Raw genomic sequence first — 26,627 nt, 5'->3', positions numbered from 1 at the left:
TAAATCCTATCTCCCAACAACATAAATGCGGCCGCTATCGCTATCGCCGGCGCAGCAGGAACATCCCTTGCTCGCCGAACAGGTTCGCGCGCCGCAGCGAGTGGATTTCGCCGGTCTTGCCGCCGCCATTGATACTCATCGCGCGCTCCACGACGATGTCGAGCTCCTCGCACAGGCCGACGAAATCCATGATGGTGCAAAGGTGGATGTTCGGCGTGTTGTACCATTTCAGCGGCAGCGAATGGGTCACCGGCATGCGTCCCTGCGTCAGCAGGTGCCATCGCACCTGCCAATGCCCGAAATTCGGGAACGAGACGATGGCCCGGCGGCCGATCCTGATCATCTGCGCGACCACGCCCTTGGGATCGCGGGTCGCCTGCAGCGTCTGGCTCAAGACGACGTAATCGAACGCGTTCGACGGGTAGTTCTTGAGGTCGGTGTCGGCGTCTCCTTGGATGACGCTGAGACCCTGGCTCACGCAGGCGTTCACGCCGGCCTGGCTCAGTTCGATGCCGCGGCCGTCCACTTGCTTCAGATGAACCAGATGATCGAGCAGCGCTCCGTCGCCGCAGCCGATGTCGAGGACGCGCGCGTTCGGCTCGACCATGTCGGCGATGAGCTGCAGGTCGACGCGAATGGGAACGTGGTCGCGTTTCATGCCGGGCGGTCGCCTTTCAGGACAGACCGCGATGTTCGGCGCAGCCATTCAGGAACCCGCTGAGCGTTGCCGCGAACTCCGGCTCGTCGAGGAGGAAGGCGTCGTGCCCCTTGTCGCTCTCGATCTCGACGAAGCTGACATTGGCGGCGACGGCGTTGAGCGCGTGCACGACCGCCCGGCTCTCCGGTGTCGGGAACAGCCAGTCGCTGGTGAAGGAGACGAGGCAGAACCGGACGGGCGTGTCGCGGAACGCGCTGGCCAGCACCCCGCCATGCTCTGCTGCCAGGTCGAAGTAATCCATGGCGCGGGTGATGTAGAGGTAGGAATTGGCGTCGAATCGCTCGACGAAGGTCGACCCCTGATAGCGCAGATAGCTTTCGACCTGGAAATCGGCGTCGAAGCCGTAGGTCACCGTCTTCCGATCCTGCAGGTTGCGGCCGAACTTCCGATGCAGCGCCGCTTCCGACAGGTAGGTGATGTGCGCCGCCATGCGCGCCACCGACAGGCCGCGGCTCGGCTTCCGCCCCTGGCGCAGATAGTCGCCGCCACACCAGTCCGGATCGGCGACGATCGCCTGGCGACCGACCTCGTGAAAGGCGATGTTCTGCGCCGAATGTCGGGCGGCGGCGGCGATCGGCACCGCGGCGAAGACACGTTCGGGGAAGCTCGACGCCCACTGCAGGACCTGCATGCCGCCCATCGAGCCGCCGATTACGCAGAACAGCTTGTCGATGCCCAGATGGTCAATTAGGAGCTTTTGCACTCGCACCATGTCGGCGATCGTGATCACCGGGAAGCTCAGCCCATAGGGCGCGCCGGTCCGCGGATTGATCTCCTTCGGGCCGGTCGTCCCCATGCAGCCGCCGAGCACGTTGGCGCAGACGACGAAATAGCGGTTCGTGTCGAGCGGCAGGCCGGGTCCCACCATCAGGTTCCACCAGCCCGGCCGGCCCGTCACCGGATGCGGTCCGGCCAGGAACTGGTCGCCGGTCAGCGCATGGCAGACGAGGATGGCGTTCGACCGGTCCCGGTTGAGCGTCCCATAGGTCTGGTAGGCGACGGAGAACGGGCCCAGATCGACCCCGCAGTCGAGGCGCAGCGGCCGGTCCTCGCCGAAGACGGCGTGGTGGCTGGCGGAGTCCGGCAAGGTGCCGGCGGCGCTTTGCTGCGGCGGGTTCATAAGGGTGTTTCCGGGCGCCAAAAAGCGATTGTAGAAGGCGAGCATAGCTAGGTATCTGCAGTCGCGACTGTCAATGTTTTCTTTGCTTTTGAGGGCGGCTGCGACTATCACTAGACCGCTCCCGAAGCGTGGTTCCTGAACGATGGATTCAGCCGATTCTCCGCTCGACGATCTGCGCCGGCAAATCGACGAGATCGATACCGCCCTGCATGAGTTGCTGATGCGGCGATCCGAGATCGCCGTGCAGATCGGCATGTTCAAGGGGAACGGCGGCGGCGATGCGGCCGAATCGCCCTTCCTGCGGCCGGGGCGGGAGGCGGTGGTGCTGCGCCGGCTGATCGAGCGGCATCGGGGGAATCTTCCCAAGGCCACGATCATCCGCATGTGGCGCGAGATGATGTCGGCGCTGGTGCGCCTGCAGGGGCCGTTTGCGGTGGCTGTGTATGCCCCGGATCAGGTCTCCGGCTACTGGGATCTGGCGCATGATCATTTCGGCAGCCTGACCCCGATCACCATGCATGACTCCTCCGGTCAGGTGCTGCGCGCCGTGATCGACGGTCAGGCCACCGTCGGCGTCCTGCCGCTGCCGCAGCAGGACGACGGCGAGCCCTGGTGGCGCTATATGCTGAGTAATGATGCACGCATCCCGCGCGTCATCGCGCGGCTGCCCTTCGGCGCGCCCGCGACGCTGTTCGGCGGCGCGGTTGAGGCGCTCGCGGTGGGCCGGGTCGTCCAGGAGGAGACGGGCAAGGATCGCAGCCTGGTCGTGTTCGAGGCGACGACCGAGGTGAGCCGTAGCGGCTTGCGGGCCGCGCTCGAGGCGGCGGCGCTGGAGACCGTCTATATCCATGTCTGGCGTGACTCCAGCAACCCGGAAACCTGGCTGCATCTGATCGAGATCGACGGTTTCCTGGCGCCGACCGACGAGCGGCTCGGCGCCGTCGCCCGGCGCCTGGGCGAGAGTCTGCGCCAGATCTGGCCGCTCGGCGGCTATGCCGTACCGTTCACGCCAGCCGAGCTGGATCTCAGGACATAGGTTCTCGGGCATAGATCAAGATCATGGCGCTTACCGTTAGACCCGGAATTCTCGATATCGCGCCCTATGTCGGCGGCGAATCGTCGCTTGCCGGACAGGGCCGCGTGATCCGCCTCGCTTCGAATGAGGGGGCGCTCGGCGCGAGCCCGCAGGCGGTCGAGGCCTATCGTCAGGCGGCGGCGACCCTGCACCGTTACCCCGACGGCGGCGCGACTAGGCTGCGGGAGGCGATCGGCCGGCGGTTCGGGCTCGATCCGGCCGCGATCGTCTGCGGTGCCGGCTCGGACGAGCTGATCGGCCTTCTGACGCGCGCCTATGCCGGTCCCGGCGATGAGGTTCTGTACAGCCGCCATGGCTTCCTGATGTACGCGATCGCGGCGCAGTCGGTCGGCGCCGTGCCGGTCAGCGCGCCGGAGACCGACCTCACGGCCGATGTTGATGCCTTGCTGGAGCGGGTGGGTCCGCGGACGCGCATCGTCTTCCTCGCCAACCCGAACAATCCGACGGGCAGCTATCTGCCGGCGGCGGCGTTGCGGCGCCTGCATGAAGGATTGCCACCGGACGTGCTGTTGGTGATCGATGCCGCCTATGCCGAATATGTCGGCCGCGGCGACTACGAACCCGGCAGCACCCTGGTGGCGGCGCACGACAATGTGGTGATGACGCGGACCTTCTCGAAGATTTTCGGGCTGGCAGCGCTGCGGCTGGGCTGGGCCTATTGCCCCCCAGCGGTGGCCGATGTGCTGAATCGCCTACGCGGCCCCTTCAACGTTCCGGCGCCGGCGCAAGCGGCGGGCGTGGCGGCCCTGGCCGACACCGGCCATGTCGAGCGGGCACGGGCCCACAACGACCGTTGGCTGCCCTGGTTCCGCGATGCGTTGGCGGGCATCGGCATCGCGTCGAACCCGAGCGTCGGTAATTTCGTTCTGGTCCACTTCCCGGCCGAGTCGGGGGCGGACGCCGCGGCGGCCTGCGAGTTCCTCAACCAGCGCGGGATCATCCCGCGGCGGATGGGTGCCTATGGGCTCGGCGACTGGCTGCGCATCACGATCGGCCTCGAGGAGGAGATGCGCGCGGTGGTCGATGCGTTGACCGCCTTTGCCGATCAGGGCAGCCTATCGACGGTCCAAGGACGGGGCGGGCGATGACCGAGACGCCGCTGTTCCGGCGCGTCGCGCTGATCGGCATCGGCCTGATCGGCTCGTCGCTCGCCCGGGCGATACGCCGGGGCGGGCTTGCCGGTCATATCGCCGGCCATGCCCGCAGCGAGCGGACCCGCGAGGCGGCCGTCGCGCTCGGGCTGGTCGACAGCATCCATGCCGATCCGGTCGCCGCGGTGGCGGGCGCCGATCTGATCGTGCTCTGCGCGCCGGTCGGCGCCTATGCCGATCTCGGCGCGGCGATCGGCCCGCATCTCGAGGCAGGTGCGATCCTGAGCGACGTCGGATCGGTGAAGCAAGCGGTGATCCGCGATCTGGGGCCGCATGTTCCCGACGGCGTCCACTTCGTCCCCGGCCACCCCGTCGCCGGCACCGAGCATTCCGGGCCCGAGGCGGGCTTCGCGGAGCTGTTCGACGGCCGCTGGTGCATCCTGACCCCGCCGCCTGGTACCGACGCCGGTGTGGTCGAGAGGCTCGCCGAGTTCTGGCGCCGCTGCGGCAGCCACGTCGAGGTGATGGAGCCGGCCCATCACGACGCCGTGCTCGCCATCACCTCGCATTTGCCGCATCTGATCGCCTATACGATCGTTGGAACGGCGACCGATCTCGAGGATGCGACCGAGAAGGAAGTCATCAAGTTCTCGGCCGGCGGCTTCCGCGACTTCACCCGCATCGCCGCCTCCGATCCCGTGATGTGGCGGGACGTCTTCCTCAACAACCGCGAGGCGGTGCTCGAAATGCTGGGCCGCTTCACTGAGGATCTTACCGCCCTGCAACGGGCGATCCGCTGGGGCGAGGGCGACAAGCTCGAGGAACTGTTCGTCCGCACCCGCGCCGTCCGCCGCGGCATCATCGAGGCGAAGCAGGCCTGAGACTCGACAGCTCCAGGTCTGGGTGGCTCCGGGTCTGGGTAGGGGAATATGACCATTGGAACGCAGATCGCGGACATCTTCCGCTACCCCGTAAAGGGGCTCAGCGCGGAGCCGCTCGATCGGGTTACCTTGGGTACCGGAGAAGGCCTTCCCGGCGATCGTCGCTTTGCCTTGGCTCACGGGGCCAGCCGGTTCGACGTCGAAAACCCCGGCTGGCAGCAACGGCGGGAGTTCCTGGTGCTGGCTCATGAGCCGCGTCTGGCTGCCCTGCAGACGGGCTATGATGAGGCGACGGGCGTCCTGACCATCCGGCGCGACGGGCAGGAGCTGTTCCGTGAGTCCATCGAGGCGCCGGCCGGTCGTGCCGCGGCGGACCGCTTCATCGCCGCGCAGCTTGGCCCCGACGATCGCGGGCCGCTCAGGCTCGTCGAGGCGCCCGGCGTCATGTTCACGGACATGGAGACGAAGTATGTTTCGATCCTGAGCCTCGCCTCGGCAGAGGAGCTGGGGACGAGGCTGGGGGCCGGCATCGACATCCGGCGGTTTCGCGGCAATCTGGTTGTCGAGGGGCTTGAGCCGTGGCAGGAACTCGACTGGCCCGGCCGCGAGTTGCGGATCGGGCAGGCCCGGCTGCGTGTCGTCGAGCGCATCCAGAGGTGCGCCGCCACCAACGTCAATCCCGACACGGCCGAGCGCGACCTGAACATCCCCGGATTCCTCGTCCGGCGCTATCGCCACGCCGATTTCGGGGTCTATGCCAAGGTCGTTGAGGGCGGTGCGATCGCGACCGGAGACGGGCTGGCGCTCGCTTAAGCTGACCTTTCGCGGGCCAGGGCCCGCAGCTCGATACCCGTCACGAAATTTTCGCTTGCGCCGGACGGAAAAATTTCTATGTTCCGGCCCATCGACGCACACGCACGTGCCTATGGCCCCTCGTGGTTATGCAACGACGGAACGCGTCCTTTTTGGCCCATCCTGTTTGGATTCTGCCGGTCGGGTTGCCGGTGCCGAGAGGGAGCTGTCTATGATTGCTGACCGGAAGGGGCATCTGCCCCACAGCAAGGTCCTTCAGTTCGCTGACCGTGTTTGCCCGCGCGGCGACTATTGCGTGGTCGGCCGGGCCTATCTGCTGCTGATCGATCGGGAAAATCCGCTTTCCAGTCTGAGCGGGCGCCGCTGAGCGACGCCCTCGGATAAAGCCCTCGCCGGGCTTTCTCCCTCATCATCACGTTTGAGTCACCGTTAGCCCCGCGCCCGCCGCGGACTGGAGGGGCAAATGACCGTACGCATTTTCGATTTCCTCACGCAGCAGCGTCCGGCGACGCCGTGCCTCGTCGTCGATCTGGACGTCGTCGAATCAAATTACCGGGAGCTGGAGCGCCTGCTCCCGCTGGCCCGCATCTATTATGCCGTGAAGGCCAATCCCGCGCCCGAGATCCTCGCCTGCCTCGCCCGGCTGGGCGCGTATTTCGATGCCGCCAGCGCCGGCGAGGTCGATCTGTGCCTGGCCGCCGGGGCCATGCCCGAGCGGATTTCGTTCGGCAACACCATCAAGAAGCAGCGCGACATCGCCTACGCCTATGAGCGTGGCGTCCGGCTCTTCGCCTTCGACAGCGATGCCGAGCTCGACAAGCTGGCCGAGGCGGCGCCCGGCGCCGGCGTCTTCTGCCGCATCCTGATGGATTGCGACGGCGCCGACTGGCCCCTGTCGCGGAAGTTCGGCTGCACGCCGACGATGGCCGCCGCCCTGATGCTGCGCGCGCGTGAGCGCGGGCTGGACCCTTGCGGCCTGTCCTTCCATATCGGCTCGCAGCAGACCAGCTCGAAGCCCTGGGACGTCGCGGTGCGCGCGGTGGCGCGGCTGTCCAAGCGACTGAGCGCCGACGGCCTCGATCTGCGCATGATCAATCTCGGCGGCGGATTCCCGGCGCCCTACCGGCAGGCAGCGCCGACCTCGATCGCCGATCACGCCGCCGCGATGATGACGGCGATGACGCGGCATTTCGGCAACGACCTGCCGGAGATGGTGATCGAGCCCGGCCGCGTCCTCGCCGGCAATGCCGGCGTGATCCAGGCCGAGGTCGTGCTGATCTCGCGCAAGAGCTATACCGACCGCAAGCGGTGGGTCTATCTCGATATCGGCAAGTTCGGCGGACTCGCTGAGACGATGGACGAGAGCATCAAATATCCGATCCAGACCGGCCGTGACGGGGGCGATGTCGGCCCGGTGATCCTCGCCGGTCCGACCTGCGACAGCGCCGATATCCTGTACGAGAAGGCGCACTACCTGATGCCGCTCGACCTCCAGGTCGGCGACAAGGTGGAGATCCTCAGTGCCGGTGCCTACACCAGCAGTTACGCATCGGTCGGCTTCAACGGCTTCGGGCCGCTGAAGACCTACTGCATTTGAGCCCGGCGGATGAACGCAGACATGCCGCAGGCAATAAACGACAGTTCGCGAGGTGAATGATGGTTGAGAAGGTTCCATTCAACGGCCGGATTCTGATGATCGGCTTCGGTTCGGTCGGTCATTGCACCATGCCGTTGCTCGTCCGGCATTTCGACATGCCTCTCGACCGCATCACCGTTGTCGACGCCGATGACCACAGTGCCGAGATCGCGCCCTACCGGAAGCTAGGCGTGAACTACGTCCTGAAGCCGATCACCCCCGATAACATGGCCGAGGTACTGGAGGCCCATGTCGGGACCGGCGGCATGGTGCTGAATCTGAGCGTCGACGTCAGCAGCTTCGCGGTCATGAACTGGTGCCGGGCGCATGGCACGCTCTATCTCGACACCTGCATCGAGCCCTGGGCCGGCTACTACAACAATCCGAAGGTGCCGGCGCACGAGCGCACGAACTATCATCTGCGCTACTCCGCGCTGGAGGATGCGAAGACATGGCCGTCGCGATCGCCCACGGCGCTCGTGACCCATGGCGCCAATCCGGGGTTGATCAGCCATTTCGTCAAGGCAGCGCTTCTGGAAGTCGCGGACCATATGGGGCTCGACGGCGACAAGCCGACCTCCAAGGAGGGCTGGGCGAAGCTGGCCCAGACCACCGGAACGAAGGTCATCCATGTCGCCGAGCACGACACTCAGATATCGAACCGGCCGAAGCGCCCGGGCGAGTTCGTCAATACCTGGAGCGTGCCCGGCTTCTGGGGCGAAGGGGCGCAGCCGGCTGAACTCGGCTGGGGCACGCATGAGAAGCGCCTGCCCGAGGACGCCCGGCTGCATCAGGTCGGCACGCGCAGCGCGATTTATCTTAACCGGCCGGGCTGCATCACCGAGGTTCGTTCCTGGACGCCGCTAGGCGGGCCGCTGATCGGCTATTGCATCACCCATGGCGAGTCGATCACGCTGAGCGACTATCTGACGGTCTGGGAGGAGGACCGCCCGGTCTACCGGCCGACGGTCCATTACGCTTATCATCCCTGCGACGACGCGGTGCTCAGCGTCCGCGAGCTCGTGATGTCGAACTGGAAAGTTCAGCCGAACGCCCGGATCCTGGGCGAAGACATCGTCGAAGGCATCGACGAGTTGGGCGCGTTGCTGATGGGGGACCATGGCGCCCTATGGTACGGCTCCCAGCTCGGCATCGACGAGGCCCGTGAGCTGCTCGGCCCGGAGTTCAATGCGACGTCGATCCAGATCGCGGCGCCCGTGATCGCCGGCGCGATCTGGATGATCAAGAATCCCGATCGCGGCCTGGTCGAGCCGGAGGATCTCGACCATGAGGAAATCCTCGATATCTGCCGACCCTATCTCGGCCCCGTCGTCGCCGAGCGCTCCGACTGGACGCCGCTGAAGGACCGTTCGGTGCTGTTCGAGGAGCCGGGGCTCGACCTCAAGGACCCGTGGCAGTTCCAGAACTTCCGGGTGAACTGATGATACGACAGCGTCACTGCCGCTCTCTCTGTCCTATGGTTCGGATAGGGGGATGGCGGTGACGCTGTTGTAGGGCGAGCCGTCGATCAGCTTGGTCGACCAGACGAGATAGACGAGCACGCCCTTCTCCTCGTCGAGGAAGCGGCTGACGCGCATCTGCTTGAACAGAACGGAGGTTCTTTCGCTGAAGACGAGCTCGCCCTCTGGCCCCGTCTCGATCTCCTCTAGGATCCGCACGGGGCCGGTGGCGCGGCAGGCGATCGAGAATCGGCTGGGATCCTCGGCCAGCCCGACCCAGCCCGACCATCCCCCCGTTTCGGCCCGGCTCACATAGCAGCTGGCGTTCTCGACCTTGGGATCGTCGTAGCGCTCGACCACGACTCTATCGTCGGGGCTGGCGAGACGCCAAGTCGTGTCGACCTCACCGATTCGCTCCTGGGCGTGAGCGGGGACGGCGGTCATGGCGATGAGAAGCAGAAGACCGGGGATCAGGCTGCGCATGGCCGGACGGGCTCCCTTGTTGGGATAGTGTCGCATATTGCGGCAGGTCGGACAGTTCGACAATTCGACCTGCAGTGCGATCTCGACATACCTGCTGAGGCGGTTACTCGACCCGATGCCGCCTTCTTATTCCCAGCGAATAGGCGGCAGCGGGATCAGCCTGACCGGCCCGACGGAGAGATATCCGTCTTGGGCGGTCAGGGGGACCCTGATCTCGGGCCGGCCGCCGTTCTCCGGGGGCTGCGACATCGCAGCCAGGATAAGCTGGGCGATGCTGCCGTCGCGCGGCCGGATGATGTCGGCGGCGACCAGCGCGTCGATGGTTTCGCCGTGGCCGCTGACAGTCGCCGTCATCGCGCCCACGGGCTGCATCGCCTGATCGAGAGCGAAGGTGCCGTTGGCCGCGAGGGTCAGCGGTCCCCAGGCGATCTCCAGTCGCCGGGCCTCCAGCGTCCCCCCTGCGTCGCGCCAGGCGCCAAGCGCCTGGGCCGGCGGCCCCGGCGGGATCGTGCCCACGAGCGTGCCCTCCGCCTCGATCCGGTCGATCTCGCGGCCGAGCGGGGGAGGGTTGTCGGCGGGCAGGACCAGGCCGGCGAGGGAGAAGTCGAAATCGATGCTGTTTTCGCGATCATCCGATGCGGAGTCGTGCAGCGTCGCCGCCAGATCCGCCGCCTCGATGGTGATCCGATCTCCCGCTTCGTCCGCGATCGCGAGATCCGCCAGCACAAGCTCCACCGCCTTGAGGCGGCCGGCCCTGTCGAGCTCGACCTGTCCGTCGGCGCCTCCCGCATCGGCATACAGGGTCAGCGCCTGTCCGGCGATCGCGCCGCTCAGCGCGTGCCGTCCCGGCATGGTCAGGTCGATCCGCAGCGGATTCCACGGCGCGGCCGAGCCGGCGATGCGTGGACCCTGCCAGCGCCAGGCCCCCTCTTCCGGCGGCGCCTCGATGAACGGCGCCTCGATTTCCGCCGTCAGCCGGAAGGGGAAGCCGCCGATTAGTGGTTCGGCGACGCTGATCCGATAGCCTTCGGCGCGGCGCTCCGCGACCCAGCGGGTAATCCCCTCCTCGAGCGCCTGGGCGGCGAAATACCAGTAGATGCTGTAGCCGACGACAACCAGCAGCAGGCCGAGGAGGCCGGCGGTGGTCAGGCGGCGCATGTCACCCCGGTGCATATCACCCTTGTCCCGCGGTCACTTGTGTTGCCGGCAACCGTCGATAAGATGGCGGCCGCAGGGCGATATCCGGTCCAATCATGTCGAGCACATCTTCCGCGCCATTGGGCATTTCGTGGCAGGCCGTAACGCCGGGCCTGTTCGTGTTCCTGTGGAGCACCGGCTTCATCTTCGCGAAGCTCGGGCTGCTCTATGCCGCGCCCCTGACTTTTCTGCTGCTGCGATTCGTCGCGGTGACCGTGCTGATGCTCGGCGTCACATTGGCGATGCGGGCGCCCTGGCCCAGCTCCTGGACGCAGATAGGCCATATCGCTGTGGTCGGGGTTCTGCTGCATGCGCTCTATCTCGGCGGGAATTATGTGGCGATGGCTATGGGCATTCCGGCCGGCATCGCTGCCTTGATCGCGGGGCTGCAGCCGTTGCTAACCGCAACGGTAGTCGGGCCGTTTCTCGGCGAGCGGGTGAGTCCCCGCCAATGGCTTGGCTTGGTACTCGGATTCACGGGCGTGGCGCTCGTGCTGTGGAACAAGCTCGGCATAGATGTTGGCACGCTCTGGGGCTTCGGTTTCGCGCTTCTGTCGCTGGTTGGAATTACCGCAGCCACGATGTATCAGAAACGCTATTGCGGGGCGATGGATATGCGCAGTGGGGCCGTTATCCAATACGCGGCCGCGAGCCTCTTCACGGCCACCGCCGTCGCTGCCGTTGGAGCGGGCGAAGTGGCCTGGACGCCGGAATTTCTGTTCTCCCTCTCCTGGCTCGTGATAGCGCTGTCGATCGGTGCGATCAGTCTTCTTACATGGCTGATCCGGCGCGGTGCCGCCTCGCGGGTGGCGAGCCTTTTCTATCTGGTGCCGCCGGCCGTGGCCATCGAATCCTATCTGATCTTCGGCGAGACGCTGGGCCCTCTGGCGCTGCTCGGCATGGCGATCGCCGTGGTTGGCGTCGCCCTGGTCATTCGCCGATGAACGATCTCGATCTCATCGCCAGCCGCCGGTTGAAGCCGCCGCCGGGCGAGGAGTTCTGGGTCTTCGCCTATGGCTCGCTGATCTGGCGGCCGGGCTTTGCCTGCCTGGAGGCGCGGCCGGCGCTGCTGCGCGGCTATCACCGTGCCTTCTGCATCTATTCGGTCCTCTATCGCGGCACGCCCGAGCGGCCGGGCCTCGTTCTCGGTCTCGACCGCGGCGGGGCCTGTCGCGGCCGGGCGCTGCGTGTCGCCGCCCAGGACGCCGAGGCGGTCGCGATCTATCTGCATGAGCGCGAGATGGTCACCGGCGTCTACGAGCCGCGCTGGCTTCCGGTCGATGTCGAGGGCCGCCGGATCCACGCGGTCACCTATGTCGCCGACCGCAACCACGAGCAATATACCGGCAAGCTCGATCCCGACCGGATCGTCGAGATGATCCTGAAGGGCGAGGGCAAGGCCGGCAGCAACCGCGCCTATCTCGAGAACACGGTCGCCCATCTCGACGAGCTCGGCATTGCCGACGGCGCGCTGCACGATCTGCTGCGACTCGTCGAGGCGCGGGCAACGCGCGAGGAGCCGCGCGCCGTCAGCCGCTGAATGCGTCGATCAGATTGGCGATGATATTGACGAGCGGGCGGAGGTCGCCCAGCCAGAGGAACAGCAGCAGCACGATCGCGCCGCCAACCAGATATATATACCAGGGCCGCTCCGGCTCGTTGCGGCCGCCGCACTCCGGGCACCGCTCGGCGATGCGGCTCATCGCGGCGCCACAATGGCGGCAGGGACGGCTCATATCGAAGCCTGCCTGAGCTAAGCTCTCCTGCGGCTCAACCGCACTTGCTGTAGCCGCAGGACGTGCAGAGGTCGCAGCCTTCCTGGCGGATCAGCGAGGGAGAGCTGCATTTCGGGCAGCGGGCCATCGCTGTCGCCGGTCCGTCGCCGGTACTCCCGTCCAGATTGACCACCTTCAGCGCGCGGGCACCCGCCATTTCGCGCCGCTCGCGGGCCGGATCGGGCAGGAAGCCGATATCGATCATGTGCCGTTCGATGACCTCGCCGATGGCGGCCAACAGCGACGGGACATAACGCCCGCCCATCCAGCAGCCGCCGCGCGGGTCGAACACCGCCTTCAACTCCTCGACAACGAAGGACACGTCGCCGCCGCGGCGGAACACGGCGCTGATCATCCGCGTCAACCCGACCGTCCAGGCGTAATGCTCCATGTTCTTCGAGTTGATGAACACCTCGAACGGCCGCCGCCGCCCGTCCTGCACGATGTCGTTGAGCGTGATGTAGAGCGCATGGTCGCTCTCCGGCCAGCGGATCTTGTAGGTCTGGCCAGGCAGGGCCTCGGGCCGGTCGAGCGGCTGGGTCATATAGATCACGCCGCCGGCCTCGTACACGTCCTCGGCCTGCGCCGGCGGGGCGCCGAGCGGCAGTTCCGGCTGGGCCGCCGGCGCCGCGGCATCCCGAGTGGTGGCCTGCCCGGCGGGCCTCACCTCGAGCACCGCACCGGTCACCTCGTTCGGCCGGTAGGTGGTGCAGCCCTTGCAGCCGAGCTCATAGGCCTGGATATAGACGTCCTTGAACGTCTCGAAGGGCAGGTCGACCGGGCAGTTGATAGTCTTCGAGATCGAGCTGTCGACATATTTCTGGACCGCGGCCTGCATCACCACATGATCGCCGGGGCTCAGCCGCTGCGCGTCGACGAAGGAGTCCGGCAACGCGGCGGTCTCGCCCTCGCGGCGATGGAACAGGCGGTAGGCGTGATCGCTGACCTCCTCCTGCGTCCGGCTGCCGTCCGGCATCAGGACGTTGCGGCTGTATTTGAAGCTGAATACCGGCTCCAGCCCCGAGGATACGTTATCGGCGAACAGCGAGATCGTCCCGGTCGGCGCGATCGAGGTGAGCAGGGCGTTGCGGATGCCGGATTTGGCGATCGCCGCCCGCACTTCCTCGTCCAGCTCCTTCACCGTCTCGCCAGCCAGATAAGGCTCCGCGTCATAGAGCGGGAACGCGCCCTTCTCGGCCGCCAGCTCGGTCGAGGCCAGATAGGCCGAGCGCCGGATTGCGCTCATCCAGCGCTCTGTCAGCGCCACCGCGGCGCTGCTGCCGTAGCGGGCGCTGCACATGATCAGCGCATCGGCCAAGCCGGTCACGCCCAGCCCGATGCGCCGCTTCGCCCGCGCCTCGGCCTCCTGCTGCGGCAAGGGGAAGCGCGACGCGTCGATCGCATTGTCTAGCATCCGCACGGCGGTGCGGACTAGGCCGTCGAGCTCCGCCATGTCGATCGCGGCGTCCGGGTCGAACGGTTTCCGGACCAGGGACGCTAGATTGACCGAGCCCAGAAGACAGGCGCCGTATGGGGGCAGGGGCTGCTCGCCGCAGGGGTTGGTCGCGCTGATCGTCTCGCAGTAATAGAGATTGTTGCGCCGGTTGATGCGGTCGATGAAGATCACGCCCGGCTCGGCATAGGCGTAGGTCGAGCGCATGATCTTGTCCCACAGCTCGCGCGCCGCCAGCACCTTGTAGGTCGTCCCGTTGAAGGTCAGCGCCCAGGGCGCGTCTTCCTTGACCGCCGTCATGAAGGTGTCGGTCGCGAGCACCGACAGATTGAACATGCGCAGGCGGCCCGGCTCCCGCTTCGCCTCGATGAAGGCCTCGATATCCGGATGGTCGCAGCGCATGGTCGCCATCATCGCGCCGCGGCGATGGCCGGCGCTCATGATGGTCCGGCACATGGCGTCCCACACATCCATGAAGGAGAGCGGCCCCGAGGCGTCGGCGCCGACACCCTTGACCGGCGCGCCGCGCGGCCGGAGCGTCGAGAAATCATAGCCGATTCCGCCGCCCTGCTGCATCGTCAGCGCGGCTTCGCGCAGATGCTCAAAGATGCCGCTCATATCGTCCGGGACCGTTCCCATGACGAAGCAATTGAACAGCGTGACATTGCGGCCGGATCCAGCGCCGGCGAGGATCCGGCCCGCCGGCAGGAACTTGAAATCCTTCAGCGCCTCGTAGAACCGCTCGGACCAGAGCGCCTGATCCTTCTCGGGCTCGGCCAGCGCGCTTGCGACGCGCCGCCAGCTATCCTCGATGGTCTTGTCGACCGCCGCGCCGTCCAGCGCCTTGAGACGGTATTTCATATCCCAGATCTGCTGGGAAATGGCGGTGACTTGCGGCATGGGACGGCGGTTCCTTCTCGGAAAGGCGGGCCGGCGATATCGGTGCCCACCCTTCCAAATTAAGAGCGGGCGGCGTTGCCGTCAAGCGGATGTTCTTGTTATGTTTCCACAAGCCGGTTTCTCGTAGATTATTGATATTCAATAATAATATTGGTTTTCACCATAATCCTCATGGTGCGGATCGGCATATCGGGGATAAATTGGGCCTTGTCCACAAGCTTGTCCCCAAAGTCGGAGCAGGAGGCCGCGGAGATCCCCGTCAGGGCCCCGGTCAAGGTTCGGCGGCGAGCCGATCGGACGCGCTGTCCAGCCGATGCTGCAGTTCCGCGAGGAAGGTCTTTCGCGGCAGACCGGGCGGGATGGCGGGAAGAAACTCGACAGTGATCGTCCCGGGCCGCTTGGTGAACTGGCGCCGCCCCCAGAACAGGCCGGAATTCAACGCCACCGGCACCACCGGCAGGCCAAGCTGACCGTAAAGCGCGGCGACGCCCGGCTGATAGGGGCGGTGTTCTCCCGGCGCGGTGCGCGTACCCTCGGGGAAGATCAGGATCGGCCGGTCGGCGGCAGCGACCGCTCGGGCCGCCGCCACCATCTTCTTCAGCGCCGTCGCGCCGGCGGTCCGATCGACGGGAATCATGCCGGCGCGCAGAAGATACCAGCCGAACAGCGGGATGTGGATCAACTCCCGCTTCAACACATAGGCCGGCTGATGGAGCAGCAAGGCGAAGATAAGCGTGTCCCAGGTCGATTGATGCTTGACCGCGAAGATCGCCGGGCCGGGCGGGCGATTCTCCAATCCGCGCACCCGGTGGCGCAGCCCAACCAGGGCGGCCAGCAGGGCAAGGGTGCCGCGCACCCAGTTGCGGCCGACGAAATAGGTCGCGGCGCGTGGCAACAGCAGAGCCGGCGATCCCGCCAGGAGCGCGATGGAGGTCCAGGCGAAGAAGCCGATATTGAAGGCGAGCGAGCGCAACGTCGCCATCGCTGTTATTGCCATTGTTGCCGCTGATTGGGCGTCCATCGGTCGGGCAGCCATCGATCCGGTCCGATTACATCTCGTGCAGGTAGACCGTTGAGGGACGCGTGATCAGGCTTCGGGCCAAGGCCACCAGATATTTGTTGTATTCCTTCAGCATGAGCAGCGCGGTCCCCTGCGAGCGCCACCAGGCCTCCTGATTCACCTGCGCCGGAAAAACCGGATGCGGCTGAATGGCGAGATCCGGCATGACACGCCGGAACTCCAGCAAGCTGCGCGGCATGTGGTAGCCGGCGGTGACGAGGCGCAGCGAACGGAAATTCTCCTCCGCCATCCATTCGGCGGTTTCACGCGCATTTCCCTCGGTATCGTCCGCGCTATGTCCGAGAACGACGCAGCAGGCGACCTGCTCCACTGTCGGAACGTTGTCGGCTGTCTGTTTCATGCTGTCCAGCAGTTCGACGAGGTCGACACCCTGATAGACGCCCGAGATGAACAGCTTGCGCCCTCGATCCGCAGCAATCAGGCGCAACCCTTCTTCCAGGCGCCCGCTACCACCGGTCAGCACCACGATCGCGTCGGTCGAGCTGGCCGGAGACTCCACCTCCTGCGGAATGCTGCCGACGAACAGGACGAGGCCGCCGGCCCAAAGGAGCAGGAGCAGTAAGCCTGCAGCGCCCAATTGAAGCCGCCGGTGGAACCGCCGGCGGTTCGTCCGGCGGGATCGCGACGACAGGACCGCTCTCCGGCTCATCGGAGGACCCTCATCGCGTCACATGACCCGGTTCAACGAGCGCAGCACCGTCAGGCGCGCGGTCAGCATCGCGATGGCGGCGGCCGCGACCGGCAGTAGCCCCAGCACCAGCCACTGCCACGGGCGAAGCGACAGCGGCGGCAGCAGGGGGCTTTCGATACCGCCGACGATTTGGCCGAGAGCCAGCAGCGTCAGCGCGGCGAGCGCGACGCCGAGCAGGCCGCCGGCGAGACCGAGACGCAACGCGTGCGTCTCGAACTGCCGGGCGATATAGGCGTCCCTGGCACCGATGAGATGCACCAGCTCGATGACCCGGCGATGGATCGACAGGCCGGTGCGCGTCACGAAGATGACGGTAATGACGGCCGCGGCGCCGACCAGAGACAGGATGATCGCGCCAAGCAGCTTCACCGAACGCGCCAAGGTCACGAGGTCACTGAGCCAGCGCCCGTGATCGTCGACCGTCGTGCCCGGTGCGGCTTCGGCGAGGCGCTGCTGGAGCGCCGCAAGATCGACCGTCGCGCCGGGCCGCAGATTGACCGCGATCAGCGCCGGCAGCGGCAAGCCCGCGAGCGCCTCGCTCGGCCCGAGCCATGGCTCGAGGAGGTGGGCGACGTCATCGTCATTCAGCAGCTCGATGCCCGCGACGGCGGGAGTCCCCTTCAACAGGCCGACCACCTGGTCGACCCGCACGGCCAAGTCCTCGGCCGGCGCAGGAGTGATCTGGACCGTCAGCGTTCCCGTCAGCCCGGCCTGCCAGCGCGACAGCGCCTCGTCCAGCGCCATCGTCGCCGCCAAAGCGAGAGCCGCGAAATAGACCATGAACCCGATGATCCAGGGAAGGAACCGCCCCGAGGCATCCTGGTTCAGTGGAAGATCGCTGCGCAGGAACGACATCAGGCGGCGTCCCGCGGCCCCGGCTCGACGATGCGCAGGACGCCATCCTCGAGGCGCAGCTGACGATGGTCGAACCGGCTGACCAGCCCGTCATTATGAGTTGCGATCACCACCGTCGTGCCGAGCTTGTTGAGTTCTTCGAACAGGTACATCAGCCGGACGGCAATGGCGTCATCGACATTTCCCGTCGGCTCGTCGGCCAGAAGCAGGCTCGGGCGGCTGATGACCGCGCGGGCGATGGCGACGCGCTGCTGCTGCCCGCCGGACAACGTCGCCGGCAACGCGTTCAGATGATCGCCCAGGCCGACCCATTTCAACAGTTCCGGGACATGCCGCTTGATCTCCGCCTCCCGCACGCCGGCGACTCGCAACGGCAGCGCCACATTGTCGATCGCCGACAGGTGATCGAGCAGGCGAAAATCCTGAAAAACCACGCCGATGCGGCGCCGCAGCGCCGGAATATCGCGGCGGCGGATGGTGCTGACGTCGCGGCCGAACAAGCTGACCCGGCCCTCGACCGGCCGCAGGGCCAGATACATCAGGCGTAGCAGGGAGGATTTGCCCGCACCGCTTGGGCCGACCAGAAAATGGAAGGATCCCGGCGTCAGCGTGAAGGAGATGTTCCGCAGAATCGGCGGACCGTCGTCGTAACGGACGCCGGTATTCTCAAACAGGATCACGCTCGTGCTATCCCTGCTCAACTGGAATCTGCCCCACCATGGCCGTCGCACCATCGCACAGGCGGCTTTCCCGCGTCCAGCATAGCCCGTCTATACTTGCCTTGGCAGAGCCGAACATCTATAAACCTCAAGTTCCTAGTCGATTTCTCTCATCATGATCCTTACCTGTCCGGCATGTTCAACGCGCTATCTGACTGATCCTGCGGCGCTGGGAACCGCCGGCCGCATGGTGCGTTGCGCGAAGTGCAGCCACACCTGGATGCAGACGCCGCCCAGCGACATGCCCTGGCAGGTCCATGTGCCGCCGCCGGTCGAGGAGACTCCGATGGGGCGAGTCAGCCTTCCGGCCTTGATGCCGCCGGAGCGTCGGCGCGCGCGATATGGCAACGTCCTGTTGCTGGGCGTTCTCGTCGGACTCGTTGCCGGTCTCGCCTACTTCGGTCAGGAGCGGATCGTCTCGGGTTGGCCGCAAGCGAAGGCGTTCTACGATTTTATCGGCGTGGAGTCCACGGCGCTTGGCGCCGGCCTCGAGCTCAGCAATATCAAGCTGGTGCGGCGCCGTATCGACGGCCAGGATGTCGTCATCATTACAGGTAGCATCTTCAACGAGACCAACGAGCCCCAAGCCCTGCCGACGTTGCAGGCGACATTGCGCAACGAGCAGAACCAGTGGCTCGATGACTGGACCTTCCGAACCGATCGGACTGAATTGCAGCCCGGCGAGGCGGCGAGCTTCAGCACGACAATACCCAATCCGCCGGAAGCGTCGAAACGGGTATCGATAACGTTCATCGAGGATGTTGTTGAATAAGCGCTCTTCGTTCAAGCCATCATCTATTGGTGCAATGGGGCAGAAGCTTAAATTTCACTAACGTTCCAGATCATATAGTCAATATCGGTCGATGGCCGAGGATTGACTCTTTGCGGCGGACTGCGCATTCTCCGCCGACCTTCGATACGAAACGGGGCCGATGGTTCGATAGGATCAGATCTCGCCCCGCTCTTGGAATGGGGCTCCACCCGGCGTTATCGAAGGGCGGTTGACGCCTCCACCGGACGATTTCCGGTACGGTGCCTTGTGGTCTGATTGCAGCGCTTGGCTTCCGAGCATCGTGTGATTCAGGCTATGGAAGCCACTCGGAGCCGGCATGGTGCCGGAGACGGTGGCCAGGCATCGGGTCGCGTGTTTCCTCATGGCCGAGGAGGGCGGGCGCGGGCTGATGACCGGTGGGTGGATCACGCCGGTTGGATAGCATGTCGCGAATTCTGGTGGCGGAAGACGATGAGGCGGTTCGGCAGTTCGTGTCTCGCGCTCTGAGCCTGCAGGGACACGAGGTCACCGCTGTGGACGATGGCGGGCAGGCGCTCGAGGCGCTGCATGCCCGGACTTACGATCTTCTGCTGACGGATATCGTGATGCCGGGCCTCGACGGGATCGCGCTGGCGCTCAAGGCCGCAAAGGCATATCCGGACATGCCGGTGCTAATGATGACGGGCTACGCCGCAGAGCGGCAGCGGGCGCATAATCTCGATGCCCTGATCTGCCAAGTCATCTCGAAGCCTTTCAGCCTCAAAGAAATCTGCGCGACCGTGAACGACACGCTGCGCAAGGGGCGCCGCGCCCCGCGACCGCGCGCCTAGGGCCTGAATGAGAGGACGATTCACCGATCAGGTTGATGCAACCTGATCGGATCGTACTCTAAACGGATCGCCAGAATCGCCCTCTTAGAATCGCCTGAGCAGCCGATCGATATATTCGCGCTCCGGCCTGGGGCGCTCTAGCTCGCCGGCCCGCCGCCGCAGTTCATCGAGAATCTCGCGCGCCCGCTGCAGGTCGGCCTCTTCCGGAATCTCAACATCGCCGGTGTCGATCAGGCCCTGGCCCGGCTGGTTGCGGCCGAGCGGGTCGAGCGGAGCCCGGCCGAACTGGCCTTGCCCCTGGCCGGGCTGGCGACCGAGCTGCTGCGCCAGTGTCTCGGCCATGGCGCCCATCGCCTGCTGCAGCTCGTCGAGCGCCCGCGACTGCGGCGCGACGGCTTCTCCCGGCGCGCCCCGCTCTAGGGCATCCACGGCCTCGCGCATCGCCCGCTCCCCTCGGCCCAGCTCTCCAGGAATCTCCCCGGTCATCTCGCCGAATCGGCGCATGATGTCGCCCAGGGCGCGGCGGAGCCCTTCCTGTTCCCGGGCGCCGGCGCCGTCGGTCGACGATTGTTCGCCCGGCTGCATCTGCTGCGACTGCCGGAAGCTGCGGTCGAGAAGTTCCTGCTGATGCTGTGTCAGCGCCTCGAGGTCCTGCATCATCTGCATGGCTTCGGCCGCGCCCTGTTGCGGCTCGCCGGCGAACATGCCCGACTGAAGGTTTTCCAGCATCTCCTGGAGCTGGGCCAGCATCTCGCGTGCGGCATCCCGTGCGCCCGAACGCGCCATTTCGCGCGCCTGATCGAGAAGCCGCTGCAGATCTTCCTGCTGCAGCATGGTTGCGTTGGGGTCGAGCGGCTGCGGCTCCTGCCCTTCGGCCAGCTGCCGCTCCATCTGCTCTGTAAGGGCGGCGAGGAACTGATCGAGTGCCTGTTGCAGCTCGTCCATCAGACGCTCGATCTCCGCGTCCGTGGTGTCCTCCCTGGCGAGCGCCTCCTGAAGGGCCTGCTGCGCGGCGCGCAACTCGCGCTCGGCGATGGTCAGATTGCCGTCCTCAAGGCGCAGCGCCGTATCCCAGAGCAGGTCTTGCACGCTCGCCAGCTCGGCGCCGGTCCGATCGGTTTCCAGCCGTCGCTGCGCGATGCGCAACGTCAGGGTCACGACGATATCCCCATCATAGGCCTGCGTCGCGGCGGCGATGCGGGCCAGGGCTCGGCCAACGGCGTCGCGGTCTTCCGGGGCGACGGTCAGCCGCTTGCGCTGCTCGATGATGGCGCGCGCGACCGGATGATGGAAGATGCGCTCCGGAAGCGTCAGCGTCATCGGCGCGCTCCGCCCGGTCTGGTCTGCCGAATCCTGTGCCGTCAATCGCATCTCGACCGGAAGGCCTGCCCAGGGATGCGGGGTCAGGTCGTGATAGCTCGCGGCGCGTGCTTCGGGCTGGTCGATCCCGGGCAGCGGCAGCGGCAGCTCGATCGTCTCGGCGGACAGAATGCGGTTGCCTCCCGCTCCGCCCTCCCCGGTCACGCGCCGAATGACCGCCCAGACCTTTTTCAGGCCGTAATCGTCCTGCGCCTCGAACTCGATGCGCAGGGCCGTCCGTTCGGTTTCCGTCGGCGGGGTGGCGAATGTCGCCGTCGGCGGCTGGTCCGGCACGATTCTCAGCGGCCAGGCGCCCAGCTGTCGGCCGCCTTGCTCGACGGCGAGGCGATCGCCGGTGAGGACCGCCGCGTCCACCCGATAGGTTCCGGTGCCGATCTCCGCGAAGGCGACGGCGGCCTCTCCGATCGTCAAGCTCGGCGTGCCGCGGCCACCCTCGACCTGGGCCAGAACCGTGCTGCCTTCCGGAACCGTCAAAGTGGGCCTCAGCTCCTCCGCGGTGTCGACGAAGAGCGGCGCGATCCTCGTATAGGCCGGCGGGGTGATCCAAAGGATGAGCTTGGGGGGAAGGTCCTGACCCGCTCCGGCAAGGTCCGGCATCGCCGCCCGTGACAGCCTGTTCCAACCATCGCCCCAGCCGGCGGTGACGGCGATCACCAGCAGCAGGCCGAGCGCGGCGCGCAGACCCCACGGGTCACGTCGCGCCAAGCCGGCCCGCGGAAAGCCGACGCGCAGTCGCGGCAGGCTGCCGCGAAGGCGGCGCTGATAGGCCTGCCACAATGCGGCGGCCTCGGGGTCAGCCACGCCGCCGGCCAGGCGATCGTCGAGCGCCGTCAAGGGCCGGTGGCTCAGCCCGCTCTCCCGCTCGACCCGCCGCCGTCCCGCGGCCGCGTCGGGAAGCCGCGCCTCCGCGATTCCCCTGGACAGGGCAGCGAGAAAGGCGCCGACGAACCCGATCAGGGCGATCAGATGCAGCCAGCCCGGCAGAACGGCGAACAGGTCGAACAGGGCGACAAGCAGGAAAAGGCCGGCGATGAACGTCGCCGGCCACAGGGCCGGCCAGAGCCGCTCCCACAGAATCGCCCAGCGGGCGAGCCGAAGGCGCAGCTTCGGAAGACCGGAAGTCCGTACACCGGTCCGCGTCTCCGCGGACTCGGGATCGCCCAGTGTCGGTTCGCGCCGTGTCGGTTCGCCCATATCGTTCTCCCTCGGGCTGCTCTCCTCTGGGCCGCTCCCCCTCAGGTTACTCCCCTTAGGCCACCCCGCGCGACCGGCTCACTCCCGTGTCGACAAGCCAGTCGGGCAGGCTGTCCTGATCTATTATAGCGTCGTAATCCGGCCGTGCCTTCACAATCGCATAATCCCCGCCGCGCACCATCACCTCAGGCGTCGGCAGCCGGGTGTTGTAGGTCGAGCCCATGACCGCGGAATAGGCGCCCGCCGAACAGATGGTCAGCAGGTCGCCCGCCGCAACCGGCGGGAGCGGCCGTTGCGTCGCGAAGGTGTCGGCGCTCTCGCAGACGGGTCCGACGATGTCGACCCGCCGCGTCGCCGCGTCGGACGCCGGCTCCGCAACCGGCAGGATGGCGTGATAGGCGTCATAGAGCGCGGGCCGGATCAGGTCGTTCATCGCCGCATCGACGATCACGAAGCTTCGGCTCGTGCCTTCCTTGACGTAGATCACGCGGGTGACGAGGACGCCGGCGTTCCCCGTCAGCAGTCGGCCCGGCTCAAGAATGAGATCGCAGCCGAGCGGGCCGATGACCTCCTTCACCAGGGCGGCATAGTCACGAATGGCAGGCGGGCGCTCCTCGCCATAGGTGATGCCGAGACCGCCGCCGAGATCCAGCCGACGAATGGCGTGGCCGTCGGCGCGCAGCGTCGCCGTCAGCTCGGCCATGCGGGTGAAGGCGGCGCGGTAAGGCTCGAGACCGGTCAGCTGCGACCCGATATGGAGGGCGATGCCGGCCGGTTCGATTCCCGGCAGGGCCGCCGCCTCGGCAAAGGCGGCGCGGGCGGCGCCGAACTCGATGCCGAACTTGTTCTCCGCCTTGCCGGTGGAGATCTTCGCATGGGTATTGGCGTCGACGTCGGGATTGATGCGCAGGCTGACGCTCGCGTTCCGGCCGCGCGCCGCCGCAACCGCGCTGAGGGTGCGCAGCTCCGGCATCGATTCGACATTGAACTGCAGGATACCGGCATCCAGCCCCGCCGCCATTTCCGCCGCCGTCTTGCCGACTCCGGCGAAGACGATCTTCGAGGCCGGCACGCCCGCCCGAAGCGCCCGGCGCAGCTCGCCCTCCGAGACGACGTCCGCCCCGGCGCCCAAGGCCGTCAGCGTCCGGATCACGGCTTGGTTGGAGTTCGCCTTCAACGCATAGCATATGGTTGCCGGCTGTCCGGAGAAGGCAGCCGCGAACGCCTGATAGGCGGCGGTCAGCGCGGCGCTGGAGTAGCAATAGAACGGCGTCCCGACTTGCTCGGCGATTCGCGCCAGCGGGACGCCTTCGGCCTGCATCTGGCCGTCCTGATAGGTGAAGAAGCTCATTGCTCGTCCGGGTTCGGATTTGGATATTGACGGGGAAAGTCGCTCTCGGTGCCCGGCGGCGGCTTGAGATCGCCCTTTTTGCCGCAGGCGGCCGGTGCCAGCCCAAGCAGCAGCAAAGCGGCCAGTATCGCCGCGTGGCGACATGCGCGGGCCACCCGGCTCATCGCAGACGCTCCCGCGCTGCGGCGACGGCCTGTCGCACATTGTCCGGCGCGGTGCCGCCGAAGCTGGTCCGGCTCGCGACCGAGCGGTCGACGCCGAGCACGTCATAGACGTCCTCGGTCAGCCGGGGCTCGACGGTCCGCATGTCGGCGAGCGTCAGCTCGGCCAGGCCGCAGCCTTTGGTTTCGGCGAGGCGGACCAGCGCGCCGGTGACGTGATGCGCCTCGCGGAACGGCAGGCCGAGCGCCCGCACCAGCCAGTCGGCCAGATCGGTGGCGGTGATGAAGCCGGCTTCGGTCGCGCGGCGCATCGCCTCTTCATTGACCGTCATGTCGCGCAGCATCCCGGTCATCGCGACGACGCAGAGCGACAGGCTGTCCGCCGCCTCGAAGGTCGGCTCCTTGTCCTCCTGCATGTCCTTGCCATAGGTCAAGGGCAGGCCCTTCAGAACGATCAGTAGCGCATTGAACGCGCCGATCACCCGGCCCGCCTTGGCGCGGATCAGCTCGGCCGCATCGGGATTGCGCTTCTGCGGCATGATCGAGCTGCCGGTCGTGAAGGCGTCGCTCAGGCCGATGAAGCGGAAGCCGTCGCTGCACCACAGGACGATCTCCTCGGCGAGGCGCGAGAGATGCACCGCCAGAATCGCGCCGGCCGACAGGAATTCGCAGGCGAAGTCGCGGTCCGAAACCGCGTCGAGCGAGTTTGCCGCCGGCCGGTCGAAGCCGAGGGTCCGGCTGGTCATCGCCCGGTCGATCTGGAAGGAGGTGCCGGCGAGCGCCGCTGCGCCCAGCGGGCATTCGTTCAGCCGTTTCCGGCAGTCGGCCAGCCGGCCGCGATCGCGGGAGAGCATCTCGACATAGGCCATCAGGTGGTGGCCGAAGGTCACCGGCTGCGCCGGCTGCAGATGGGTCATGCCCGGCATCACCGTCGCCGCGTGCCGCTCCGCCTGATCGAGCAGGGCGGCGAGCAGGTCACGCAGGTCGCGGTCGAGCCCGTCGACCGCGTCGCGGACCCAGAGCTTGAAGTCGGTTGCGACCTGGTCGTTGCGCGAGCGCGCCGTATGCAGCCGACCGGCCGCCTCGCCGGCGATCTCCTTCAGGCGCGCCTCGATATTCATGTGAATGTCCTCGAGCGCCGTCGAGAAGGCGAAGCGGCCCTCGGCGATCTCGCGCTCGATCTGGTCTAGCCCCGCGAGGATCGCGTCCCCATCTTGTTGACCGATGATGCCCTGACGCACCAGCATGGCGCAGTGCGCCTTGGAGCCGGCGATGTCCTGGGCATAGAGGCGCCGGTCGAAATCGATGGATGCGTTGATCCGTTCCATCACCGCGGCCGGGCCGCCGGCGAAGCGGCCGCCCCACATCCGGTTGGCCGTCTCGTCGGTCGAGTTGGGGGCCGGCTGCGATTGACCGGTATCGGAAGGAAGGCGAGGGTTCTTGATGGTCAAACGTGTCACCTTGTCGATGCTGGCCGCATTGGCGGTCGCCGGCCTGTTGTCGATTGCTGTCGGCCTGCTGTCAAGCCAAGCCGGCCTCTGGGCCGATCAGGCCGGCGCGGGGCGCGGAGCGCCGCCTGTGACCGGCGCGGTCGCGGACTTTACCCCGATCGACCCGCCGCGGCCAGCGCCGCAGCGGGGGTTCGTCGACGGGGCCGGAAACCCCGTCAGCCTCGCCGATTTCCGTGGTCAGGTCGTGCTGCTGAATTTCTGGGCCACCTGGTGCGCGCCTTGCGTCGAGGAAATGCCCTCGCTCGACCGGCTGCAGGCCAAGCTGGGCGGGCGCGACTTCACCGTGGTCGCCCTGTCGCAGGACTTCGACGGCGCCGCGAAGGTGCCGCCGTTCTACGAGAAGCTGGGCCTCGCGCATCTCGACATCTATCTCGACCCCAAGGGAGAAACGTTGCGCGGCTTCTCGGTGCAGGGCCTGCCGACCACGATCCTGATCGATCGCGAGGGACGGGCAGTCGGCGCGCTCTCCGGCCCGGCCGAATGGGATTCGCCGGAAGCCGTCGCCCTGATCGAGCACTATCTGGGTGGGGCGCCCGCGGATGAAGGGCTGATCCGGACGGGCGGTTAGCGCGTCGGGATCGGCGTGCCCGAGCTGTAGTCGTAGAAGCCGCGGCCGACCTTCTTGCCGAGCCAGCCTGCCTCGACATATTTGACCAGCAGCGGACAGGGCCGATACTTGCTGTCGGCCAGCCCCTCATAGAGCACCTGCATCACCGCGAGGCAGGTATCCAGGCCGATGAAGTCGGCCAGTTCGAGCGGTCCCATCGGATGGTTGGCGCCGAGCTTCATCGCCGTGTCGATCGCCTCGACCGACCCGACGCCCTCATAAAGGGTATAGACGGCCTCGTTGATCATCGGCAGCAGGATACGGTTGACGATGAAGGCCGGAAAATCTTCCGCCATCGCCGTCGTCTTGCCGAGCTTCTCCGACAGTGCGCGGATCGTCGCATAGGTCTGCTCGTCCGTCGCCAGGCCGCGGATCAACTCGACGAGCTGCATCACCGGCACCGGATTCATGAAATGCATGCCGATGAACTTGGTCGGCCGGTCCGTCGAGGCGGCCAGCCGGGTGATCGAGATCGACGAGGTATTGGAGGCGATGATCGCGTTCGGCTTCAGGTTTGGGCAAAGCTGCTTCAGGATCTCGCGCTTCACGTCCTCGTTTTCGGTCGCCGCCTCGACGACCACGTCGCAGTCGCGGAACAGGGTATAGTCCTTGCCGGTTTCGATTCGCGCCAGCCCCGCCGTCCGCTCGCCCTCGGTGATCAGGCCCCGCTTGATCTGCCGGCCCATGTTCTGATGGATCTGGCTGAGCGCATCGTCGAGGCGCTTCGGGTCGATATCGACCAGCTTTACGTCGTAGGCGGCCAGCGCGCAGACATGGGCGATTCCGTTGCCCATCTGGCCGGCGCCGATCACGCCGATTGTTTGCACCATAACGAGAGCTTCCCTTCGCTGG

Annotated in this window: 27 protein-coding genes and 1 pseudogene; 13 read left to right on the top strand and 15 right to left on the bottom strand. The window is 66.5% G+C overall.

The features are described 5' to 3' along the window. Window positions 1–40: 40 nt before the first annotated feature. Window positions 41–658, bottom strand: coding sequence for a methionine biosynthesis protein MetW (metW, locus tag DT069_RS16740; protein WP_119461449.1), 618 nt, complete (start codon window positions 656–658; stop codon window positions 41–43). 16 nt (window positions 659–674) lie between these two features. After that, window positions 675–1,838 carry a homoserine O-acetyltransferase MetX gene (gene metX / locus DT069_RS16735; protein ID WP_119461509.1) on the bottom strand — a complete coding sequence of 388 codons (1,164 nt, stop codon included), beginning with the start codon at window positions 1,836–1,838 and terminating at the stop codon, window positions 675–677. 142 nt (window positions 1,839–1,980) lie between these two features. Here metX and DT069_RS16730 point away from each other — a divergent pair, with 142 nt between their 5' ends. The 7 genes from DT069_RS16730 to DT069_RS16705 all read left to right on the top strand — a co-directional run bounded on the left by DT069_RS16730 (window position 1,981) and on the right by DT069_RS16705 (window position 8,797). Continuing rightward, window positions 1,981–2,874: a chorismate mutase gene (locus tag DT069_RS16730; protein ID WP_119461448.1), complete on the top strand. Its 894-nt coding sequence runs from the start codon at window positions 1,981–1,983 to the stop codon at window positions 2,872–2,874. Window positions 2,875–2,897: 23 nt separating this feature from the next. Further along, a complete protein-coding gene (gene hisC / locus DT069_RS16725) occupies window positions 2,898–4,022 on the top strand; it encodes a histidinol-phosphate transaminase (RefSeq protein ID WP_425450312.1) in 1,125 nt (374 codons plus the stop codon). Beyond that, the gene (locus tag DT069_RS16720; protein WP_119461446.1) at window positions 4,019–4,906 is read left to right on the top strand and encodes a prephenate/arogenate dehydrogenase family protein; all 888 of its coding nucleotides are present in this window, start codon (window positions 4,019–4,021) and stop codon (window positions 4,904–4,906) included. The genes hisC and DT069_RS16720 overlap by 4 nt, the downstream gene beginning before the upstream one ends. 48 nt (window positions 4,907–4,954) lie before the next feature. Further along, window positions 4,955–5,719 carry an MOSC domain-containing protein gene (locus DT069_RS16715; RefSeq protein ID WP_119461445.1) on the top strand — a complete coding sequence of 255 codons (765 nt, stop codon included), beginning with the start codon at window positions 4,955–4,957 and terminating at the stop codon, window positions 5,717–5,719. A 211-nt stretch (window positions 5,720–5,930) separates the two neighbouring features. Next, the gene (locus tag DT069_RS24680) at window positions 5,931–6,086 is read left to right on the top strand and encodes a hypothetical protein (protein WP_162913247.1); all 156 of its coding nucleotides are present in this window, start codon (window positions 5,931–5,933) and stop codon (window positions 6,084–6,086) included. A 96-nt stretch (window positions 6,087–6,182) separates the two neighbouring features. Next, complete coding sequence (locus DT069_RS16710; protein ID WP_119461444.1) at window positions 6,183–7,316, top strand: type III PLP-dependent enzyme; 1,134 nt, start codon at window positions 6,183–6,185, stop codon at window positions 7,314–7,316. 56 nt (window positions 7,317–7,372) lie between these two features. Beyond that, window positions 7,373–8,797, top strand: a complete 1,425-nt coding sequence (locus DT069_RS16705) for a homospermidine synthase (protein ID WP_425450311.1) — start codon at window positions 7,373–7,375, stop codon at window positions 8,795–8,797. 33 nt (window positions 8,798–8,830) lie between these two features. Here the strand turns inward: DT069_RS16705 and DT069_RS16700 are convergent, their stop codons facing one another. After that, window positions 8,831–9,298 carry a CreA family protein gene (locus DT069_RS16700; RefSeq protein WP_119461442.1) on the bottom strand — a complete coding sequence of 156 codons (468 nt, stop codon included), beginning with the start codon at window positions 9,296–9,298 and terminating at the stop codon, window positions 8,831–8,833. Window positions 9,299–9,424: 126 nt separating this feature from the next. Beyond that, entirely contained in the window at window positions 9,425–10,471 is a 1,047-nt protein-coding gene (locus DT069_RS16695) for a DUF2125 domain-containing protein (protein ID WP_119461441.1), read from the bottom strand. Window positions 10,472–10,551: 80 nt separating this feature from the next. Here DT069_RS16695 and DT069_RS16690 point away from each other — a divergent pair, with 80 nt between their 5' ends. Together DT069_RS16690 and DT069_RS16685 are read left to right on the top strand one after the other, a co-directional pair. Further along, window positions 10,552–11,439: a DMT family transporter gene (locus tag DT069_RS16690; RefSeq protein ID WP_119461440.1), complete on the top strand. Its 888-nt coding sequence runs from the start codon at window positions 10,552–10,554 to the stop codon at window positions 11,437–11,439. Beyond that, on the top strand, window positions 11,436–12,035 hold the full coding sequence (locus tag DT069_RS16685) for a gamma-glutamylcyclotransferase (RefSeq protein WP_119461439.1): 600 nt from the start codon (window positions 11,436–11,438) through the stop codon (window positions 12,033–12,035). The genes DT069_RS16690 and DT069_RS16685 overlap by 4 nt, the downstream gene beginning before the upstream one ends. Here DT069_RS16685 and DT069_RS16680 read toward each other — a convergent pair. The 6 genes from DT069_RS16680 to ftsE all read right to left on the bottom strand — a co-directional run bounded on the left by DT069_RS16680 (window position 12,025) and on the right by ftsE (window position 17,951). Beyond that, a complete protein-coding gene (locus DT069_RS16680) occupies window positions 12,025–12,231 on the bottom strand; it encodes a hypothetical protein (RefSeq protein WP_119461438.1) in 207 nt (68 codons plus the stop codon). The genes DT069_RS16685 and DT069_RS16680 overlap by 11 nt on opposite strands. Window positions 12,232–12,265: 34 nt before the next feature. Further along, window positions 12,266–14,623 (bottom strand): adenosylcobalamin-dependent ribonucleoside-diphosphate reductase, encoded by a 2,358-nt coding sequence (locus tag DT069_RS16675; RefSeq protein ID WP_119461437.1) that lies wholly within the window; start codon window positions 14,621–14,623, stop codon window positions 12,266–12,268. 271 nt (window positions 14,624–14,894) lie between these two features. Further along, window positions 14,895–15,605: a lysophospholipid acyltransferase family protein gene (locus DT069_RS16670; RefSeq protein ID WP_119461436.1), complete on the bottom strand. Its 711-nt coding sequence runs from the start codon at window positions 15,603–15,605 to the stop codon at window positions 14,895–14,897. Between the two features lie 67 nt (window positions 15,606–15,672). Further along, window positions 15,673–16,353, bottom strand: coding sequence for a YdcF family protein (locus tag DT069_RS16665; RefSeq protein WP_119461435.1), 681 nt, complete (start codon window positions 16,351–16,353; stop codon window positions 15,673–15,675). An 18-nt stretch (window positions 16,354–16,371) separates the two neighbouring features. Beyond that, window positions 16,372–17,250 carry a cell division protein FtsX gene (locus DT069_RS16660; RefSeq protein WP_119461434.1) on the bottom strand — a complete coding sequence of 293 codons (879 nt, stop codon included), beginning with the start codon at window positions 17,248–17,250 and terminating at the stop codon, window positions 16,372–16,374. Further along, the gene (ftsE, locus tag DT069_RS16655) at window positions 17,250–17,951 is read right to left on the bottom strand and encodes a cell division ATP-binding protein FtsE (protein ID WP_425450310.1); all 702 of its coding nucleotides are present in this window, start codon (window positions 17,949–17,951) and stop codon (window positions 17,250–17,252) included. The genes DT069_RS16660 and ftsE overlap by 1 nt, the downstream gene beginning before the upstream one ends. A 133-nt stretch (window positions 17,952–18,084) precedes the next feature. Between ftsE and DT069_RS16650 the strand changes: the two are divergent. From DT069_RS16650 to DT069_RS16645, 3 genes and pseudogenes are all read left to right on the top strand, one after another. After that, window positions 18,085–18,183, top strand: a pseudogene (locus tag DT069_RS16650) (MJ0042-type zinc finger domain-containing protein); the annotation flags it as partial. 6 nt (window positions 18,184–18,189) lie between these two features. Next, a complete protein-coding gene (locus DT069_RS25010; RefSeq protein ID WP_425450328.1) occupies window positions 18,190–18,741 on the top strand; it encodes a DUF3426 domain-containing protein in 552 nt (183 codons plus the stop codon). Window positions 18,742–19,184: 443 nt separating this feature from the next. Beyond that, window positions 19,185–19,571, top strand: a complete 387-nt coding sequence (locus DT069_RS16645; protein WP_119461432.1) for a response regulator — start codon at window positions 19,185–19,187, stop codon at window positions 19,569–19,571. A gap of 84 nt (window positions 19,572–19,655) precedes the next feature. Here DT069_RS16645 and DT069_RS16640 read toward each other — a convergent pair whose 3' ends face one another. Genes DT069_RS16640 through argH form a run of 4 tightly spaced genes read right to left on the bottom strand, consistent with a single transcriptional unit; the run spans window position 19,656 to window position 25,024 of the window. Beyond that, complete coding sequence (locus DT069_RS16640; protein ID WP_119461431.1) at window positions 19,656–22,145, bottom strand: TIGR02302 family protein; 2,490 nt, start codon at window positions 22,143–22,145, stop codon at window positions 19,656–19,658. A 55-nt stretch (window positions 22,146–22,200) separates the two neighbouring features. Further along, window positions 22,201–23,496: a diaminopimelate decarboxylase gene (lysA, locus tag DT069_RS16635; protein ID WP_119461430.1), complete on the bottom strand. Its 1,296-nt coding sequence runs from the start codon at window positions 23,494–23,496 to the stop codon at window positions 22,201–22,203. Beyond that, the gene (locus tag DT069_RS24675) at window positions 23,493–23,660 is read right to left on the bottom strand and encodes a hypothetical protein (protein ID WP_162913234.1); all 168 of its coding nucleotides are present in this window, start codon (window positions 23,658–23,660) and stop codon (window positions 23,493–23,495) included. Before DT069_RS24675 ends, lysA begins: the two co-directional genes overlap by 4 nt. Then, window positions 23,657–25,024, bottom strand: coding sequence for an argininosuccinate lyase (argH, locus tag DT069_RS16630; protein ID WP_119461508.1), 1,368 nt, complete (start codon window positions 25,022–25,024; stop codon window positions 23,657–23,659). Before argH ends, DT069_RS24675 begins: the two co-directional genes overlap by 4 nt. Window positions 25,025–25,100: 76 nt before the next feature. Here argH and DT069_RS16625 point away from each other — a divergent pair, with 76 nt between their 5' ends. After that, window positions 25,101–25,736, top strand: coding sequence for a TlpA family protein disulfide reductase (locus tag DT069_RS16625; RefSeq protein ID WP_119461429.1), 636 nt, complete (start codon window positions 25,101–25,103; stop codon window positions 25,734–25,736). Here the strand turns inward: DT069_RS16625 and DT069_RS16620 are convergent. Next, window positions 25,733–26,605: a 3-hydroxybutyryl-CoA dehydrogenase gene (locus DT069_RS16620; protein WP_119461428.1), complete on the bottom strand. Its 873-nt coding sequence runs from the start codon at window positions 26,603–26,605 to the stop codon at window positions 25,733–25,735. The two genes, DT069_RS16625 and DT069_RS16620, sit on opposite strands and share 4 nt — an antisense overlap. Between the last annotated feature and the right edge of the window lie 22 nt (window positions 26,606–26,627).

Origin of the sequence: Virgifigura deserti (assembly GCA_003576685.1) — a bacterium.
GTDB lineage: Bacteria > Pseudomonadota > Alphaproteobacteria > Dongiales > Dongiaceae > Virgifigura > Virgifigura deserti.
This window is presented reverse-complemented; position numbering and strand designations above follow the sequence as displayed.